The sequence below is a fragment of the Prevotella sp. HUN102 genome (assembly GCF_000688375.1).
Lineage (GTDB): Bacteria > Bacteroidota > Bacteroidia > Bacteroidales > Bacteroidaceae > Prevotella.
The window spans coordinates 152,403-170,371 of the sequence record NZ_JIAF01000004.1; the positions used below are offsets into that span (position 1 = coordinate 152,403).

General features: G+C 44.6%; 13 protein-coding genes and 1 tRNA gene. 3 read left to right on the forward strand and 11 right to left on the reverse strand.

Features of this window, described 5'->3' with window-relative positions; translation table 11 throughout:
- Positions 1–15: 15 nt before the first annotated feature.
- A complete protein-coding gene (locus P150_RS0105425; RefSeq protein WP_028896801.1) occupies positions 16–1,746 on the forward strand; it encodes a GH25 family lysozyme in 1,731 nt (576 codons plus the stop codon).
- A 282-nt stretch (positions 1,747–2,028) separates the two neighbouring features.
- Here P150_RS0105425 and P150_RS0105435 read toward each other — a convergent pair whose 3' ends face one another.
- Positions 2,029–2,934 carry an AraC family transcriptional regulator gene (locus P150_RS0105435; protein ID WP_028896802.1) on the reverse strand — a complete coding sequence of 302 codons (906 nt, stop codon included), beginning with the start codon at positions 2,932–2,934 and terminating at the stop codon, positions 2,029–2,031.
- Between the two features lie 195 nt (positions 2,935–3,129).
- Between P150_RS0105435 and P150_RS0105440 the strand changes: the two genes are divergently transcribed.
- The gene (locus P150_RS0105440; RefSeq protein ID WP_051617669.1) at positions 3,130–4,164 is read left to right on the forward strand and encodes an alpha/beta hydrolase; all 1,035 of its coding nucleotides are present in this window, start codon (positions 3,130–3,132) and stop codon (positions 4,162–4,164) included.
- 139 nt (positions 4,165–4,303) lie between these two features.
- Here the strand turns inward: P150_RS0105440 and mnmA are convergent, their stop codons facing one another.
- The 4 genes from mnmA to P150_RS0105460 all read right to left on the reverse strand — a co-directional run bounded on the left by mnmA (position 4,304) and on the right by P150_RS0105460 (position 8,822).
- Entirely contained in the window at positions 4,304–5,548 is a 1,245-nt protein-coding gene (gene mnmA / locus P150_RS0105445; protein ID WP_028896804.1) for a tRNA 2-thiouridine(34) synthase MnmA, read from the reverse strand.
- A 9-nt stretch (positions 5,549–5,557) separates the two neighbouring features.
- On the reverse strand, positions 5,558–6,484 hold the full coding sequence (locus P150_RS0105450; protein ID WP_028896805.1) for a YitT family protein: 927 nt from the start codon (positions 6,482–6,484) through the stop codon (positions 5,558–5,560).
- A gap of 326 nt (positions 6,485–6,810) precedes the next feature.
- Positions 6,811–7,836, reverse strand: a complete 1,026-nt coding sequence (locus P150_RS0105455; RefSeq protein WP_028896806.1) for a porin — start codon at positions 7,834–7,836, stop codon at positions 6,811–6,813.
- Between the two features lie 56 nt (positions 7,837–7,892).
- Positions 7,893–8,822 carry a YitT family protein gene (locus tag P150_RS0105460; protein ID WP_369793332.1) on the reverse strand — a complete coding sequence of 310 codons (930 nt, stop codon included), beginning with the start codon at positions 8,820–8,822 and terminating at the stop codon, positions 7,893–7,895.
- Positions 8,823–9,231: 409 nt separating this feature from the next.
- On the opposite strand from P150_RS0105460, the gene P150_RS0105465 reads away from it, so the two are divergent.
- Positions 9,232–10,098 (forward strand): aldose 1-epimerase family protein, encoded by an 867-nt coding sequence (locus P150_RS0105465; RefSeq protein ID WP_028896808.1) that lies wholly within the window; start codon positions 9,232–9,234, stop codon positions 10,096–10,098.
- Between the two features lie 98 nt (positions 10,099–10,196).
- Here the strand turns inward: P150_RS0105465 and P150_RS16050 are convergent, their stop codons facing one another.
- The 6 genes from P150_RS16050 to P150_RS0105495 all read right to left on the reverse strand — a co-directional run bounded on the left by P150_RS16050 (position 10,197) and on the right by P150_RS0105495 (position 17,608).
- The gene (locus P150_RS16050) at positions 10,197–11,084 is read right to left on the reverse strand and encodes a hypothetical protein (protein ID WP_051617566.1); all 888 of its coding nucleotides are present in this window, start codon (positions 11,082–11,084) and stop codon (positions 10,197–10,199) included.
- A 144-nt stretch (positions 11,085–11,228) separates the two neighbouring features.
- Positions 11,229–11,660, reverse strand: coding sequence for a DoxX family protein (locus P150_RS0105475; RefSeq protein ID WP_028896809.1), 432 nt, complete (start codon positions 11,658–11,660; stop codon positions 11,229–11,231).
- Positions 11,661–11,914: 254 nt separating this feature from the next.
- A tRNA-Gln gene (locus P150_RS0105480) sits at positions 11,915–11,985 on the reverse strand.
- Between the two features lie 839 nt (positions 11,986–12,824).
- A complete protein-coding gene (locus P150_RS0105485; protein ID WP_028896810.1) occupies positions 12,825–14,291 on the reverse strand; it encodes an anaerobic C4-dicarboxylate transporter in 1,467 nt (488 codons plus the stop codon).
- Positions 14,292–14,517: 226 nt separating this feature from the next.
- A complete protein-coding gene (locus P150_RS0105490) occupies positions 14,518–16,416 on the reverse strand; it encodes a DUF349 domain-containing protein (protein WP_028896811.1) in 1,899 nt (632 codons plus the stop codon).
- Between the two features lie 265 nt (positions 16,417–16,681).
- Complete coding sequence (locus P150_RS0105495; protein ID WP_028896812.1) at positions 16,682–17,608, reverse strand: magnesium transporter CorA family protein; 927 nt, start codon at positions 17,606–17,608, stop codon at positions 16,682–16,684.
- Positions 17,609–17,969 lie beyond the last annotated feature (361 nt).

Here is a 17,969-nt window from a genome sequence, read left to right on the forward strand (position 1 = left end):
AAGATTATTTCACAAATGTTTAATTTTCATCAACGGCGTAAACATTTTTATATAGGTGGGGGCATTGTCGGTGCTCTCCTTATTATATATATCCTCTTCAGACTGTGGCCTCCCACACAGCAAAGCGTGGATAAATGTGCTGCGGTCATCGAACAGGAATCTTATTATCAGTTGGAAGCCGACGGAAAGTCCATTGCCTATTTTGCCGACTACAAGGATTCGCTGCTCATCGGTGGCTCCGTCAGCAAGGATTCCATCAAGACACGCAAGGTAAGAATGAAGGGCTACTGGGTAAACCACTATCCTGTCGTTCCCAGTTGCTACGGCCGCATCCTCACGAAATGGGAAAACAAGCCTTCGGCCATCGTGAATCTGGAGAGCGACGAGCTGCACAAGCTGCTTCGCCGTGAGTTCATTGCCACGGACGACAAGCTCGCCGGCTTTCAGACACAGCACAACGAACTTACCTACTTTATGCGCGTACACAGCGTTCAAGACCTTGGCTACAACAGGATTGCCGACTATAACAAGTTTGTTGAGCAACAGATGGACTCGCTCAATCGGGTAATAGACGTGCTGAAGAAGATTAAGCGCGAGTCAAGACTGTCCATCAAGCAGGTAAACCGATACTCGGTCGTATCCTCCAACACCACCAAACGCATTGTCTGCCACAGAATAATGACTTACGAAGACAATGAAAACGTGCTTTTGCAGACCAAAGACCAGCACACTCCCATCAACGTAATCACAAAAATCGGCGTCGGACGCGCTACGGAAGAACTTGCAAAGATTTCTCCAAAAGCAGAGAAAGCCCTCAACAAAGACCTTCAAGTGGGCGTATCTGACTCATTGGGCTACTACGTGGGAGAGCTGAAAGGCAGCATTCCGAACGGATACGGAAAGCATTTCGGCAACAACGGTAGCTACTACGACGGACATTGGGAGAACGGCGAGCGCAACGGATTCGGCATCTACATTGCTCCTCACGAATATCTGCAAGTGGGAGAATGGAAAGATAACGTGTTCAAGGGAGAACGGCTGACCTACACGGCAGACCGTATCTACGGCATCGACATTTCAAGACATCAGCACGAGAAGAACAATCGACGGTTCAACATCGACTGGAACCGCCTCCGGATAACCCATCTCGGCACACTCAGCACGAAGAAGATAGAAGGAAAGGTGGATTATCCCGTGTCGTTTATCTACATAAAGTCCACAGAAGGCTGCACGGTGCTTAACACTTATTATGCCGAAGACTACCAACAGGCGCGCAAGCACGGCATAAAAGTAGGCGCATACCACTTCTTTTCCACCACTTCTGCCGGTAAGGCGCAGGCGGAATACTTCCTATCCAACAGCCGTTTTCAGAAAGGCGACCTGCCTCCGGTGCTCGACGTGGAGCCGACCGATGCGCAGATAGCGGCAATGGGTGGTCCGGAAGTGTTGTTCAAGCACGTGCGCGACTGGATGACCGTCGTGAAAAAGAAACTCGGTGTTGCTCCGATTCTCTACATCAGTCAGATGTTCACGAAGAAATATCTCACGCTTGCACCCGACATTGCCGGCGATTATTTCGTATGGATTGCCCGCTATGGCGAATACAAGCCCGAAATGAAACTGAGCATCTGGCAGTTAAGCCCCGACGGCAAAGTGAAAGGCATTGAAGGCGACGTGGACATCAACGTCTTCAACGGCTACAAGAACGAATACGAGGATTTCTTTGCGAGATACTGCGTCAAATAACATATCCGAATATTCCGTCCGACACGTTGCGTCTATGGTCTGCACACGCAACAGATTCAACAGCTCGAAAATCAAACGTATTTATCTCCGTTTCCAAACGTGCGAAGAATGCACGGCAATCTTCGCAAAAATACAATGCAAACGTGCGAAGAATGGAATCCATTCTTCGCACGTTTGGAAACGGACGTTTTATTCATTGATTTTCAATAACTTACAAAACACGTTTCAATTTACATATCGCATCATTCCTGTTTCATCATTCAGCATACGCCGGAACAATCTTCATCTTTTTCCAAATTTCAGAGTTTCAAGGAATTTTGAGGGAAGCACACCTGTCTCTTTCTTGAAAATGCGTGTAAGGTGCTGCGGATATTCAAACCCCATATCGTATGCAGTTTCTGTAATCGTCTTTCCAGAGGCTAAAAGCATCTTGGAACGCTCTATAATGAAACGACGGATATAGCGAATGGGGCTTTCGCCTAACGCCTTGCGAACGACATCGCCAAAATAACTGGCAGACATATAGAGCTTGTCGGCACAATATTTCACGCTGGGAATACCGTCTTTGTATTGCATTCCCTGCTCATAGTATTGCAGAAGCACGCTCTGAAACCGAGCAAGGATATCGTTCGTATTATTGGTAAAATGCTGAAACTGACGGTCGTAGAAGCGATTGCAGAAATCGGCAAGCAAAAGAATATAGTCCTGAACAATACGGTCGGCGTGAGGTTTTCCGTCTATCAGTTCTTGCCTGATAACATTCATAATGCCGTCGATAGTGCTCATTTCCCCCTCTGTCAGCTTCAGGGCTTCGTTGGTATTGTAAGAGAAGAAGTGATAGTTGTTTAAGTTTCGCTCGAAGTCGCTGCCATATATAAATTCTGGGTCGAACAGCAGCACCCAGCCGGAGTATTGTTCCTCTGTGCCGTCATCAGCCTTGCCTCCCATTTGTCCCGGAGCATAGGCAAGAAGTGCATTTTCATCGGTGGCATATTTGCCAACTCCGTATGTGAGGTCGGCAGGAAAGTTCTGCTGAATGAAAATACCATATACATTAAACCGGCAAAGCGAATGACGGATTTTTCCCACCTCGTCATAATGGACAACGGACACATAGGGATGAAATACAGGTGCACCAATATCGTTGGCGTAGTCGTTGGCGTTGTTGATAATGAGTAAATCTTCCATAATCTATGGTAGCTTTTGGCTGTAAATTTACCATTTTTATCTGGAAAATCAATGTAAAGAAGCAAAAACTATAAAATTGGTAAGTTTACCAATAATTCGGTTATAATAACAATCGGACGTTTTTCATAACTTTGCACTCATAAACAAAGAAGCAAAATGATGAAACAAACAATTTTAGCAATATTTTTTCTAAGTATGACTATGACAACGAGTGCGCAGAACGAGAGACAGACGGCTATGCCAAAGCCGGCAAAGCTGGAGCTGACAGAGCAATGGGACAAGGTGTTTCCACAGAGCAACAAGGTGAATCACGAAAAGGTTACTTTCGTAAACCGATATGGTATCACGTTGGTTGCCGATATGTACACACCGAAGAATGCTACCGGCAAATTGGCTGCAATAGCAGTAAGCGGTCCTTTCGGTGCAGTGAAGGAGCAAAGTTCGGGACTTTACGCCCAGACTTTGGCGGAACGTGGTTTCCTTACTATTGCTTTCGATCCATCGTTTACCGGAGAAAGTTCTGGCGAACCTCGTAATGTGGCATCTCCCGACATCAATACGGAGGATTTCTCGGCAGCAGTAGACTTCCTTTCAGCACAGAACAATGTAGATGCTGAGCGTATCGGCATCCTTGGTGTCTGTGGTTGGGGAGGCATTGCGCTGAACGCAGCTGCGATGGACACCCGCATTAAGGCAACAGTAGCATCGACTATGTATGATATGACTCGCGTGATGGCAAACGGATACAACGATGCTGACGACAACAGCACAGCACGGCGCAAGATGCTTCAAGGACTGAACGAACAGCGCAACAAGGATTATCGGCAAGGATATTACGACCGTGCCGGAGGATGTCTGAGACTGGAAGAACTGACAGACGCAACACCACAGTTTGTAAAGGACTATACGATGTACTATGAGACCAAGCGTGGTTTCCATTCCCGTTCAGTTAATTCGGTGGGAGGTTGGAACAAGACTTCTGCACTCTCATTCATCAATCTGCCTTTTATGCAGCGCATTGGCGAGATACAATCGGCAGTACTCATTATGCACGGCGAAAAAGCACACAGTCTTTACTTCGGAAAGACGGCTTACAGTAAACTCACGGGCAGCAACAAGGATTTGCTCATAATTCCCGGTGCCAATCATACTGACCTCTATGACGGAGGAACAAACAACTACATTCCTTTTGACAGGCTCGCAAAGTTCTATCGTGATAATTTGAAGTAAAACGAATCTGGCAGTAAATAACAAAAAAATCCTGTGCAGTTGGTCAAGAACCATACTGCACAGGATTTTTTCCACCTGTTGAACATATCTATTTTCAGCGATGCCTACATAGCCAATGACTTTTTAAAGGAGATAAATTCTACACCGTAATCTCCGCCGAACCGAAACAGCGGTTGTGCTCCTCATCGTAGATTACGCAGAACTGTCCCGGAGCCACGCCGTGAATCTTGCTGAGCGAATGGACGATGGCACAGGAAGTGCCTGCAAACTTTGTGCTATTCGGTTCTTCCGGGCAGACTTGTGCAACACTTTCAGACTCCGAAGAAGAAGTTACCGCATTCGGAACAAACTCCAGATAGCCTTTATGGAACTCGGGCGTGTGCCTGATTTTGAATGTAATCGGAATCCAGTTATCGGCAATCGGCAGAGGCTCTTCGGTTAAGTGGTTGCCAGCTACGGCATTCCGTCCATCATCGGAGTTTGATACGAGTGGCGATTGGGGCTTTTCCGTCAGCCAATGCAGGTCGTGTACCTTGAAGTCTTTCTTGTATGCCGTTTCAGGATCATAGCCGTGGCTCACGAAAAGCACGTTGTTTTCAACGTCTTTCTTCACTACGAACCACGGACCACCACCAAATCCCAAGCCTTTCCGCTGTCCGATGGTGTGGAACCACAGCCCCTTGTGGCTGCCAATCTTCTTCCCTGTCTCCAGTTCTATCACATCGCCGGGCTGCTCGCCCAAATAACGGCGCACATATTCATTATAGTCTATATTGCCAAGGAAGCATATTCCCTGTGAATCCTTTCGTCGGGCGTTGATGAGTGTCTCTCGTTCAGCAATCTCGCGCACCTCATTCTTCTCATAATGGCCGATTGGGAAGATGGCCTTCTTCAACTGCCAATCGTATATCTGTGCGAGGAAGTCGGTCTGGTCTTTTACCGGATCAGGACTGGTGCAGAGCCATTTCCTGCCATCTATCCATTTGGTCTGCGCATAATGTCCTGTTGCGATGAGGTCGTAATCGTGTCCTCGCTTTTCATCGAAAGCACCGAATTTTATCAGACGATTGCACATTACGTCGGGATTGGGCGTAAAACCGGCCTTCACTTTGTCCATCGTGTACTTCGTTACCTGATTCCAATACTCCTGATGACAGTCTATCACCTCGAGCTTGCACCCGAAACGACGTGCGACGGAGGTTGCCATCTCCAGATCTTCTTCGGAGCTGCAATCCCATTCTTCCTTTTCCTCGGGTCCGATTTTTATGTAGAAGCAGTCTGGTTTCAGTCCAAGCTGTGCAAATTCGTAGACAACCACCGAGCTGTCTACACCGCCTGAAAGCAATACTGCTATGCGTTTGTCTTTCAATTCTTCGTAATTCATACTGCAAAGTTACTGATTTTCATTAACTTCTGCGCCAATCTCTGCCATCTTTTTGCGCTTTCCCACCTTCATTCGGTCGAATCCGATACCATAAACACCGTTTACGGCACTCTGCGAAACAAAGGCTTCGGGATCTATCTCGTCTATCACACGGAATATATTGCGTGCCTCCGTGCGACGGGCAAGGATAAAGAGCATTCCCACTTCCTTTCCGGTGTAGAAACCTCGTGCGTCGATGAGCGTACAGCCTCGGCGTACATCATTGTTAATCGCATTTCCAAGTTCTTCCCATTTATCAGAAACAACGAAGAACTGCACCGAGCCACGCATACCATTGATTACGTAATCCACCACGGAAGTCATTACAAACAGCACGATGTAACCGTAGATGATGTTTTCCCAGTCCTTCAGAACCAGATAGCCCGAAGTGATAATGATCAGGTCGCAAGCCAAGATAACCTTTCCTAAAGACACATCGTGATTCTTGTTTATCATCGATGCCACCACGTCCGACCCACCTGTGCTCGCATTGTACTGCAAAGCCACACCGGTTCCGATGCCCAACAGCACTCCACCGATGATACACGCAAGGAATGGTTGGTCGGGAAAGAGGGGAGAGTTTGCAAATATGTTTTGGAAAATGGGAGTAAGTACAGTGAAAATAGCCACAGAAAAAATGGTTCTGACGCAGAACCGCCAGCCCAAAACCTTCAGTGCAGCCACCAAGAGCATTCCATTCAGAGCAAGATATGTGTAATGCACCGGGATTCCGGCACTCCAAAAGATTACGGAGGAAAATCCGGCAATTCCACCAATCGGAATCTTGTGAGGCAAGAGGAAGGCGCACCATCCCATACTTGCCAATGCCATCGCAATAAAAATGAATACAAAGTTAGTTACCTCTCGTAAAGTCTGCTTTTTTGTTTCTCTACTCATATCCTATTTATCGTTTTCTTATGTCAATTTCTCAAGCGTTCCGGATGCTTCTGACGAACATCTTGCATTTTGAAGATGCAAAGATAATAAGAGAATGGCTGAATAATGAGCACTATTTTCTTAAAGGAAGTTAAACGAATCCACACTCGTCTTCCTGTCATTTGCGCTTATTTGTTCAACTAAAAAAAGATACGGAGCATTGGAAAAGCAGCTACAAAAAAATAACTGGGTTATCACTAACCCAGTTATCGTGTGATGTAAAAAAAGGACTATTCACATCTTTATTAAACAAAAATACCATTCATAATAAATGAGAACATCAATGCTTAGAGCACTTTGACTTTCCACGTTACACCTACGTCTACACAAGAGAGCTTGTCTTGCACAACTCCGTTAGAATTGGTGTTCTTTCCGAAAGCGTAACTGTAATTTCCGTGTACTCGGAGACGCTTATCCTTCAATGGATAATACTCAACGCCGGCACCTACACGTGTCAGTTCCGTTCCATCCTGTACTGCATAGTCAGCAGCTGTACCGGACTGGTTCACTTCGTAACTGGCCTTTGCATAGACATTTAACTTCTCCGTAGGCTGATATGACACTTGCCCGATTACCGAACAGTCCTTGCCGATGAAAGTCTGATGCGAAGCAGCACGGTTCATAAGGTCTAACTCCACCTGAACCTTGTCGCCAAGATAGAACTTGCTGCCCAAGGAGATGTAGTTGATGTATTTTCCCGGTGCGTATTCCGACAGATTAACAGACCACAGACCTTCGTATATTCCGTGCCTTCCCTGCCACATCAGGTTGAAAGCATACATATCTTCCTTATTGCCTGTCAGTCCTTCGTAAGTCTTCTGATATGGACTCTGGCAAATCTGTGCGCTGAACACATCCTTTCCCGCGTTAGGCGTGTACTCTCCTACCAATCCCCACTGATAACAAGGGAAGTTATAGCAGAAATCTGAGAGGAAATAGCAGTCTATCGGTGCAGGTATCAGCTCCCATCCTGCTACCAAGACGATGTACTTACCTGCGATCAACGAAAGTTTATCCGTTGGTTTGTATTTCAGATACAGCCAGTCCGTAGCATTGAAGAAATTGTAATCCTTATTGATACCGTTGAATCTGTGTCGGAAAGCATACGAGAATTTCGGTGCAAGGTCGCCTTTCAGGATTACGTTTACCACGTTTCCCTTGAATCCTGTCTCATCTGCAATCTTTTTTCCATCGAGCGTTGTGTGCTGATAGTCGCCCCTTGCCTCGAAAGTGATGTTAATAGGCTTACTCTCTTGAGCCGTAGCCACAACAGAACCAAGCATCATCAGTGCCAATACAGTTTTCAGTCTCATAGTATTTTATATTAGATTTAGCAGTAAAGCTCTCCATTTTCCAATGGAGAGAATACTTATCTTATATTTTTGCTACGCTTGCTTTTATTCCAATAACCATAAACTTCGCTCACGGTATCAGTAGTACAGAACGAATCAATATGATTCTGACCCAGATAAGCCATCAGTTTTCCAAGGTCTTCACTGGTCAATACAATCTCCAACTGCATATTTTTCTCATTGCTGTAACCACCGATGATTTCGTGCATAGTAACACCTCGACGCAATGTATTGACCACATAGTCCTTAATTTTCTCGTGTTCTTTTGAAATAATGAAGACACGGTTCTTTGAATTCATACTCATCATAAAGCGACTGAGTATCAAACCGTTCAACCAAGTACCGATAAGACCGATAATCACAAGGCTTGGAGGATTGATGGCAAACGCCGTAGCACAGATGAGCGCACCGGCAATAGATACTGCCGTACCAAGATTTATTCCCGTATATTTGTTGATAATCTTTGCCAAAATGTCAAGTCCACCCGTAGAAGCGTTGATGCTGAACAGAATGCTCTGCGAAGCACTCAGAATGACAACGAAGCAAAGCAGGTCGAACCACGGATTGGCGATTGCCTGCCCGGCTACATAGACGGTAAATATAGACTCAGACATAGGGAAAATTGTGCCGAGGAAGTCAATCATAGGACCGAGAATCAACGCTGTATATACGGTTTTTGCACCAAACTCATTGCCGATAAGCAAGAACGAGAGCACCAATAAGACAGCATTGATAATGAAAATAACGGTTCCGACAGACACGAAAGGCATCAATTTTGCCAACACGAGCGAAAGACCCGTAATAGATCCTACAATTAATTTACTTGGAATCAAGAAGAAATAAACACCAAGTGCTGCTACAAACATACCAAGTGTCATTATTACCAGTTCTATCCAGAACTTTCTTGTACACAGCAATTTACCAACAAAAGACAATCCATCTTTCATCTTGTCAGCCAAAGAATGTTTGCTGAAATCTTCATTGTTACTCATAACTAATTTGATTTAGATTTTTATAGTATTATAGATTTTCCCCATATTACAGCCAGTTCCATTGCAGTCTACAAAGACAGACGGTCAGGCGTGGTATTAAATATACTTTGCAAAAATACTGCTTTAAAATGAAACAACAAATTTTTAAAGTCAAAAAGTTAATTATTTTTGCCTTAAAACTCGGTTTTTAACAAATAAAGTGGAACAACAACAATCAATAAAAACACTTAAACTATCAATTTATCAGTCAGTTACAAAATGAGAACAAGGCGAAATGTCTTTCACTTTCAATTTGAAACATATAAATTTATCATAAATTATCACTATCTTTGCAAATATATTATAATTTAGAAACAACGCAATTATGGAACAAATAGCAAATGACTTCCTGACCATTAAAGTTTCGGAAATTGGAGCTGAACTGACAAGCATTAAGGACGAAAACGGAAAAGAATACCTATGGCAGGGCAATCCGAAGTATTGGACTCGCCATTCCCCTATCCTCTTCCCCATCGTCGGGGCAGTCTGGAACGATACTTTCCACATAGACGGCAAAGAATATGAATCCAAACGGCACGGTTTTGCGCGCGACACAGCATTCCGTCTCATCAAAAAGGACAGCAACAAACTCACGTTCAGTATGCACGACACGGAAGAAACCTACAAAAAGTTTCCCTTCCGCTTCATTCTCGGCGTTACTTACAGACTGGAACGCAACAAAATCCACGTGGTATGGCACGTTCAGAACACGGACGACAAGGATATCCACTTCCAGATTGGCGGGCATCCGGCGTTCAACCTCCCCGACATTACAGAAGGAGAGCCCATTCACGGCTACTTGAAAATGGACGCAGAAAACCTTAAACGCACGGAACTCACGCACGAAGGCTACCGGAAACCATCGCGCAAGGATATGGAAACCGATGAAGGCATACTGGAATTTACCGAAGAAACTTTCAGGAACGATGCGCTGATTTTCGATAATTGCCAGTTGCACGATGTTCAATTACTAAACAGAAGGGGCGAACCCGAAGTATCGGTTCACTTCAACACACCTGCTGTCGGCATCTGGACTCCCTACGGCAAGAATGCACCTTTCCTATGTATCGAACCGTGGTATGGCATAGCAGACGCAACTGACTACACGGGCGAATTCAAAGACCGCCATCTTATGAACCATCTGCTGCCCGGTGCCAGCTTTATGAGCGAATACATTATTCAGATAAGATAATCCTGCACGAAAGCCTCGCACTATCCATACAACAATGCCTTCTTCTCCTTGAATCATCAAAGGGAAGAAGGCATTTCCGTTAAGATATGTTTTTCGAATCACTTACTTATTATTTTCTCCATTACCTTGGCAGGGAAAGAGACGAGCTGCATCTTTTCAGCATCAAACATCGTGCAATAGTCTTCCTTGAAAGCCGTCTGAAGCACATACATCTGCGTAATGCCATACAAATTGTAGCCGTAGAGCATAAAGTTTGCTATATCCGTCGGAGTAATATAAGGCGTAAGGTCTGTATGCGAATGGATTAAAGCTCTCATTTTCCTACCTTCCACAACAGCCGGTATCTCCAAGAACGTGCGGTGATACCTGCGCCAAGAGGTCAGATTCAGCCTTGCGTCAAAGTCGAACGAATAGTCATCGCCAATCGGCTGCACGCCATTTTTCGTAGTACCACGGAGCAGATACAGCCTGTATCCACCATTCAGAAGTGGAACACAATCCCAATTTAGCCCTTCAGTGCTCGTCAGCCGGATGCTGTCTCCTTTCAATTCTATTGCTTTTGTCTGAACAGTACGCTTCACGTTTGCAAGTCTTTCCTCGTCGGGAGTTATCGGTCTGACCTCGCCGCACCATTTTCCTTTATTGATATTTGTGTCCAAAATATATTCAAACAGAACCTCCCGACTGGCTAAAGACACATAAATGAATTTCCAAGTATGGTCATCGACTGCCATCATAGCCGTGCCGTCAATCCTGTCGATGTTCCTCGTGCCGTATTTCATCAGACTGTCAGCCGCCTGCCACTGAGTAATCTCATAGGCATACAGCCGCAGTCCTTCCTCCAGAATTGAATCGTTGATGGCCTGCATACGTTCGGCAGAAGGCACTTTCAGTTTCTTTACCTTATCCTTTGAATACAACGAAACGGAAAAAGCACCAATAATGAATACCAATACCAAAGTCCGAAGATAAATAAGACGTCTCATAGGCTGTTTACTGCTTAAAGTTACAGATAGTACAAAGGTAGAAAAATAATCTGTTTCAGGTCTCATTTATTTCATTTTTCTATATAAAAAACTCCTCTTGACCTTCTGGCCAAGAGGAGCATCACTTCCTTATAAATAAATGTATCAGTTCTTGCTTAACCTGTTTCCAATCAGTCCATCGACAGAAATCCTACCCGGCCCTGCAATGAGATAGCCGATGAAGATAATGAGATAGATGAATGCCAACTCGCCTCCCGTTGCAAACGATCCCTGATGAGCCACGAAGAAAGCCACAAACATTGAGAATATCATCGGGATGACTGCCAGACGCGTGAGGAATCCCAATGCCAAGGCTATGCCGCAAACCAATTCGCCGAAGATAACCAATACCACCGACAGCTCATTGCCCAAACCTATCGGGTCCTGAAAGGCTGCTACCGTGGCATCGAAGTTCTGCAACTTGCTCAAACCGTGGCTGGCAAATGTCAATCCAAATACCAAACGCCCCAAAAGGAGGGCTGCCGAAAACTTTGATTCTTCTTTTAATGAGGGGAATAAATATCCTAATACTTTCATATCTACAATCTTTTTACTTTATTATTAAACTCAGTTATTATACTGCAAAGCTACGATTTAATTTCCATTCGACCTTATTTTCAAGCCATTATTTTCCTTTTCAGAACAGTTTTTAGCCGAAAATACCATCAATATGGTATGAAAAACTCCCCAAATGAAGAAGTATTTTCTTATAATGGAAGCAGAAATGCGAGATGGATTCAGAGAAAACAAAAAACCAAACAACCGATTATCAGTTATTTGGTTTCATTTTGTTGGGATACTCGGACTCGAACCAAGAATGACAGGACCAGAATCTGTAGTGTTACCATTACACCATATCCCAATACTAAGCAATCGTTTATGCTTTTGCGTTTGCAAAGTTACTACCTTTTCATTAAATAACAAAGAAAAATCCACATTTTTTTATCATTCAAATAAATATTCTTCTGTTTTCCGCCTTTGCAAGTGCAAAATTCAATCTATACAAAACGGAATTGGAGAGACTGCGAAAGCTAAACTTGTCCATTTGTCTTTCTTCCACTGCCGTTGCAAACGGCTGAAAACAGATAAGCAAAATGTTCGGAATGAAAAACGGAACTGCCTATTATGGCTGTCGGTTATGAACACGCATATACTGTAAAATTTCATTACCAAAAAACGCACATTATTTTTCTGCAATCTGGAAAAAGAACAGCCGTAATCGGACAAAAATCAACCAGTTCCGGCAACCTTTCACTCCCATTATCCGAAGAACGTTTTGCATTCTTGCGACAAATGGAATGCGCCTGACGCAAGAATGGAAGATGAAAGTGTGAAGAGAAGGAGCAGAAACAAGGTCGTTATTTCCTATTAATTGTTTCATTTAGGAACTTTTCTGCGTAAATTTAATGCACACATTACCCAAATCTATAACAAACGGCTGACAAACAATCACTTAACAACGCACATCCATAATTCGTATATTTGAAAAATAAAAAATGTTTGTCCGAAATAATCGAATTATAAAGAGGGTTTTGTCAAGATTCTTCACAAAAAACAAAGCCGTAAATGCAAGACCGATGAAGTTTTAAGTTGTTGTTTTCTTCCTGTACGCCAGCATTCACGGCTGCGCCTGAACAGGATTCTGTATTTGAAACAACTCACAATAAACTTCATAGGCCTTGCATTCACGGCATATTTCACTTAGTAAATCCCCAATACTCCGTGGTAAAAGGCAGACAGCATATAGGCCACAAGCGTGCTGACGAGCACGGAAACAAGCCCCGGCATCATAAAACTGTGGTTCAACAAGTATTTGCCGATAACCGTTGTACCTGTCCGGTCGAAGTTCACAGTCGCAATATCAGACGGATAATTCGGGATGAAGAAGTAGCCGTAGACGCTCGGGAGCACGCCGAGAAGAATATATCCGGGAATATCGAGCGTGTAAGCCAACGGCAACATCGCAACGACCACCGCCCCCTGAGAGTTGATAAGCACCGAAACAAGGAAGAAAGCTATCGCAATTGTCCACGGATAGGCTGCCACCATATCGCCCAGCATCGTCTGCATTTCGTTCATATAATTGCTGAAATAAGTGTCGGCGAGCCAAGCGATGCCGTAGATTGCCACCACAGCCACCATTCCACTCTGCCAAACTGCACCTCCGACAGCCTTTTTCGGCGAAGCCTTGCAGAAGATAATCATCAATGCTGCGGCGGAAATCATAATGATCTGAATGACAAGATTCATCTTCTGGTGTTTCGTTACCTGTTCGGTTACGCCTGCCATAACAACACCTGCCTTTGCCAATTGCTGTGCAGTCTCGGTTACGCCACCGGGAAGCGTAATGCTTTCAGGTCCACCGTCTACCACTTGTATCTCCGTGTAACTGGGAAGCAGGTTCTGGAATACGGCAAAGAGCACGATAACGCACAAAGCTCCAAAGAAAATGTAGACTGCGCGCTTGGCATTCGGATTTATTTCCTTGTCGAGTGTGGTGGCAGAACCACCATAAATATACTCATATTGTGCCGGATCCTGAAGTTTCTTCTGAAATTCAGGGTCTTTATCCAAGTCCAAACCACGGTGATAGGACGCTGCCGCGGCAGCGATAAGGCCACAGAGACAGGCCGGAATGGAAACCATCAGCACTTTCGGAATGGTAATGTCGAAACCATTTGCTGCCGAAATAGTAACGAAAGCCACTACGGCAGCGGCGATTGGAGAGCAGGTAATGCCCACCTGCGATGCAATACTGGCTACGCCACAAGGACGTGCAGGACGGATTCCCTTCTTGATGGCGATGTCGCAAATGATAGGCATCAGCGTGTAGACCACGTGTCCGGTACCCACAAGCACGGTAAGGAAAAACGTACAGATGGGAGCAAGAAAAGTGATACGGTCGGGATGCTTTCTCAGCAGGCGTTCGGCAATCTGAATCAGCCAGTCCATTCCTCCCGAAGCCTGCAAGATGCCTGCACAAGTAACGGCAGCGATGATGATGTAGATAACGTCGGTAGGAGGCGTTCCCGGCTTAAGCCCAAACCCGAATACGAGCAACGCAAGTCCGATACCTGAAATTGCACCGAGCGCAAGGCTTCCATAACGCGAGCCTACCCATAAAGCTATCAGCACTACTAATAGCTGGATAATCATTGTAATAGTCATAATGTTTATGTGTTGATTAATATTTCAGTCTAAACAGGCTTTGCTGATTTTGCAAAAGTAATGTAAAAAAAGGAAATGTAGTGATAAATATTTCCTGTAAATCTGTCATTTCTACCTTTTTGCAACAAAAATTCAATGGGAAACGACAAAAATGGCATCAATTTTAGGGAAAACAAAAGGCATTCCTTTGCGGAATGCCTTTTATATATACTGATTGAATCTCAGTTTAATCCTTGTTTTCAGCGTCGATAACTCTTACCTTCTGCTTGATTTCCTCCATATCATCCTTCAGTTTCTGGATACGGCGGTTCATTTCGTCAATCAGGCTGTTGCCTTTCTTGCTGCTGATGTTGAGGAAACCGAGGTTGTTCTCATAGGTATTGATTTCCTGTTTCAACTGTTCAATGCGACGCATCAATCGTCCACGCTCGTTGTCGAGTGCATTTTCGCCACGGCTTGCCACCTTCTTGAGATTATTCTTGAAGTTGTCAATGCGACGGCGTGATGCGTTTATGTGGAGTTCCTTATACAGTTTGTCGAGAATTTCGTGATAAGCCTTGTACACCTTGTCCTTTTCCTTGAAAGGAACGTGTCCCACCTTATTATATTCCTCCGTGAGTTTATGAACTTCTTCCTGTATATTGTCTTTGGCAGTTTCTGCCAACTGCTTCAACTGGTCGATAATCTCGTTCTTTTTCTTGAGATTTTCCTGTTCCTCGTTTCTTGCACCTGCGTGAACGGCATTTCGGGCTTCGAAGAATTTGTTGCAGGCAGCGAGGAAATCGTTCCAAAGCTGGTCGCCCTGTTTCTTCGGCACCATACCGATGGTTTTCCATTCCTTCTGCAAGGCAATGAGTTTGTCGGACGTAGCTTTCCAGTCTGTCGAATCAGCCAGTGCCTGTGCCTTTTCAACCAAAGCCTGTTTCTTTACCGCATTCTCAGAGAATTGCGCTTTCAAGTTCTTGAAAAACTCTCCTTTTCGGCTGAAGAAGTCGTCGCAGGCAGCACGGAAACGCTCAAAGATCTTCACGTTCATCTTCTGTGGAGCAAAACCTATGGTCTTCCATTCAGCCTGAATTTCTATAATTTCTTTTGTAAACTTCTCCCAATCCGAAGACCCTTTGATTTCTTGCTTTGCAATCTCCTCGACCTTTTCGCAAAGTTCTGTCTTCTTTACGAGATTGTCTTCTTCCTTTGCACGCAGTTCTTCAAAATGCTGCTGATGACGCTTGTTGATAACGGTGCTCGCTGCCTTGAAACGTGCCCACACCTGTTCGCGAAGTTCCTTCTCAACAGGACCTGTTTCGCGAAACTCCTGATGCAGTTCCTGCAACTGATGGAACGCGCTGATAACGTCGTCTTCGTCTGCCAACTTTTCAGCAGCCTCACAAATCTGCGTCTTCTTCTCAAGATTCTTCTTAAAATCGTATTCGCGGGCTTCGCGATTGAGGTTCAACAGGTCGTAGAACTGCTCTACATATAATTGATAGTTGCGCCAAAGCTCGTTGTTCTTCTCAGCCGGAACCATCTTTATGGTCTTCCATTCCTGCTGAAGAGCCTTGAAATCCTGAAAGCTCTTGTTTGCTTCTTCAGGAGTCGTGGCCATTGCCTTTATCTTTTCAATGATGGCTTCCTTCTTTTTAAGGTTCTCCAGCTTCAAGGTCTCCTGTTCGAGGAAAGCCTTCTGACGCTTTTCCTTAATGACGGACATCTCCGCCTTGAAGACTTCCTCGTCCTCATCGGGAAACACCTGATACTGCTCCGGATCGCCGCCAGCCTCCAAATAAGCCTTCTGCTGCGCTTCGCGCTCAGCAAAGTGGAACTTATAGAATGTTGTTTTCAAGTATTCTACTTCAGCCTTTTCGGGAGTTTCCTCGCTGGCAGAGAGTTCCTTGATGCGCGCTACAATCTCTTTCTTGGAGTTGTAGGTCTTCATTGCAGCATCATTCTTCTCTTCAGCCTGCTGAACAGCTGCATTCTCACTGGCATTCTCTTCTGCAACTTCTTCAGTTGCCTGCACTTCTGCCACTGGTGCAGTTTCGTTTACTTGCTGTTCGGCAGCATTTTCCTGCTGCTTCACTTCTTCTGTCCCTTGGTTGAGGGCAATCTCTTGAGAGTCCATCATTTCACTTTTTAGTTTATGATTCGGTTGTTTCAATGCTTGTTGTGCATAGTCTGCACAGCTCTGTGCTTTCTATGGCTGCAACTTATTCTTTAATTAATGTGCAAACTTAGATAAAAAGTTTTAAACCACCTAATTTATATAAAGGTTTTTGCCAAACAGGTATTCAAAATTAATTGTATCTTTCTCTGTTGTTTTATTATTGTATCGATTATTGGATGCTGAATCTCTCTTCATTTACCAGTCACAGCAACGGATTTTCCCGATGCTAAATCAGTCGCTTGTGCCTCAATATCCACCACGTAAGACCCGAAACGCAGACCGAAATCACCAAGGCTATGAGGAATCCCCAACTGTTGTTCTCCATTCCGTTCACGAGATTCATACCGAAAAGAGAGGCGATGAGCGTCGGGAACATCATAATAATGGACACGGAAGTGAGCGTACGCATTATCGTGTTCATATTGTTGTTGATGATGCTCGAATAGGTGTCCATCGTGGATTCGAGAATGTCGGAATAAATGCTCGTTGTTTCGCGCGCCTGACTCATCTCAATATTGACGTCTTCAATCAGGTCGGCATCCAGTTCATCGACCTGCAACTTGAACTTCAGCTTTGCAAGCAGATTCTCGTTGCCGCGAATGGATGTAACGAAGTAAGTGAGCGAATCCTGCAACCGGCTCAATCCTATCAGGCTCTCGTTGTTCACTTCCTTGTCGAGGTTTCGCTTTGCTTTTTCTATCAAGCTGCTGATCTGCTTCAGACGCTTCAGATACCACACGGCTGAGCTTAGGAAGAGACGGAAAATCATATCAACATAGTCCGTGAATCCTTCCCCGCGCTTCTGCTGATAGGAAACGAAGTCGAGCATCATATTCGTCTCGAAATTGCAGACCGTTATCGTTACGTCGCGCTTGTGGATAATACCCAACGGAACGGTGGTGTAAGGCGTTCGGGAACGTATCTCCTTCACATAGGGGATACGCAGAATGATGAGCATCCAGCCGTCGTCGTATTCATAACGGGCACGCTCGTCGGTATCGCTGATGTCAGAGATAAAGTAATCGGGTATGTTGTATGTTTCTTCCAGCTCTTGCTGTTCTTGCTCTGTCGGGCAAGTTACCTGAATCCAGCAGTTTGGCTGCCATTCCTTGATAGGATTCAGATTTCCGCTAATGTTCCAATATGTTTTCATTTGCTGCTAACCTCCAAATAATAATTAATGGTGGGGATTAGCAACAGTTGGTTGCAATCCTCACGTTATGACTTTTCCGTATCCGCAAGATAATCGTCCATTCGAAATAAAAATTGGTTTTACGTTTGCAAAATTAACCAAAATAATTCGTTAGAGCAAGCAAAACGTAATTTTTTTATGCTATGAAACGGAATTGAAACACGGCATATTCATCTGCACCCATCATTCACCGCTTACGTTTGGACAGAATATGGACTGACAGGGGATGACGAAAGCGAACCAACTGACAAGCAAAAATATTTACACGTCGCTTTTTGAAAAAGAAACATAGCACGAATGCAAAACAACTGGCACACAGACG

Excerpts from the sequence above, each read along its gene's own strand:
- P150_RS16050 (WP_051617566.1), bottom strand. The coding sequence starts at position 11,084 with ATGAGACGTCTTATTTATCTTCGGACTTTGGTATTGGTATTCATTATT.
- P150_RS0105485 (WP_028896810.1), bottom strand. The coding sequence starts at position 14,291 with ATGACTATTACAATGATTATCCAGCTATTAGTAGTGCTGATAGCTTTA.
- P150_RS0105450 (WP_028896805.1), bottom strand. The coding sequence starts at position 6,484 with ATGAGTAGAGAAACAAAAAAGCAGACTTTACGAGAGGTAACTAACTTT.
- P150_RS0105465 (WP_028896808.1), top strand. The coding sequence starts at position 9,232 with ATGGAACAAATAGCAAATGACTTCCTGACCATTAAAGTTTCGGAAATT.
- P150_RS0105425 (WP_028896801.1), top strand. The coding sequence starts at position 16 with ATGTTTAATTTTCATCAACGGCGTAAACATTTTTATATAGGTGGGGGC.
- P150_RS0105495 (WP_028896812.1), bottom strand. The coding sequence starts at position 17,608 with ATGAAAACATATTGGAACATTAGCGGAAATCTGAATCCTATCAAGGAA.
- P150_RS0105490 (WP_028896811.1), bottom strand. The coding sequence starts at position 16,416 with ATGATGGACTCTCAAGAGATTGCCCTCAACCAAGGGACAGAAGAAGTG.
- P150_RS0105460 (WP_369793332.1), bottom strand. The coding sequence starts at position 8,822 with ATGAAAGATGGATTGTCTTTTGTTGGTAAATTGCTGTGTACAAGAAAG.
- P150_RS0105440 (WP_051617669.1), top strand. The coding sequence starts at position 3,130 with ATGACTATGACAACGAGTGCGCAGAACGAGAGACAGACGGCTATGCCA.
- P150_RS0105455 (WP_028896806.1), bottom strand. The coding sequence starts at position 7,836 with ATGAGACTGAAAACTGTATTGGCACTGATGATGCTTGGTTCTGTTGTG.
- P150_RS0105435 (WP_028896802.1), bottom strand. The coding sequence starts at position 2,934 with ATGGAAGATTTACTCATTATCAACAACGCCAACGACTACGCCAACGAT.
- mnmA (WP_028896804.1), bottom strand. The coding sequence starts at position 5,548 with ATGAATTACGAAGAATTGAAAGACAAACGCATAGCAGTATTGCTTTCA.
- P150_RS0105475 (WP_028896809.1), bottom strand. The coding sequence starts at position 11,660 with ATGAAAGTATTAGGATATTTATTCCCCTCATTAAAAGAAGAATCAAAG.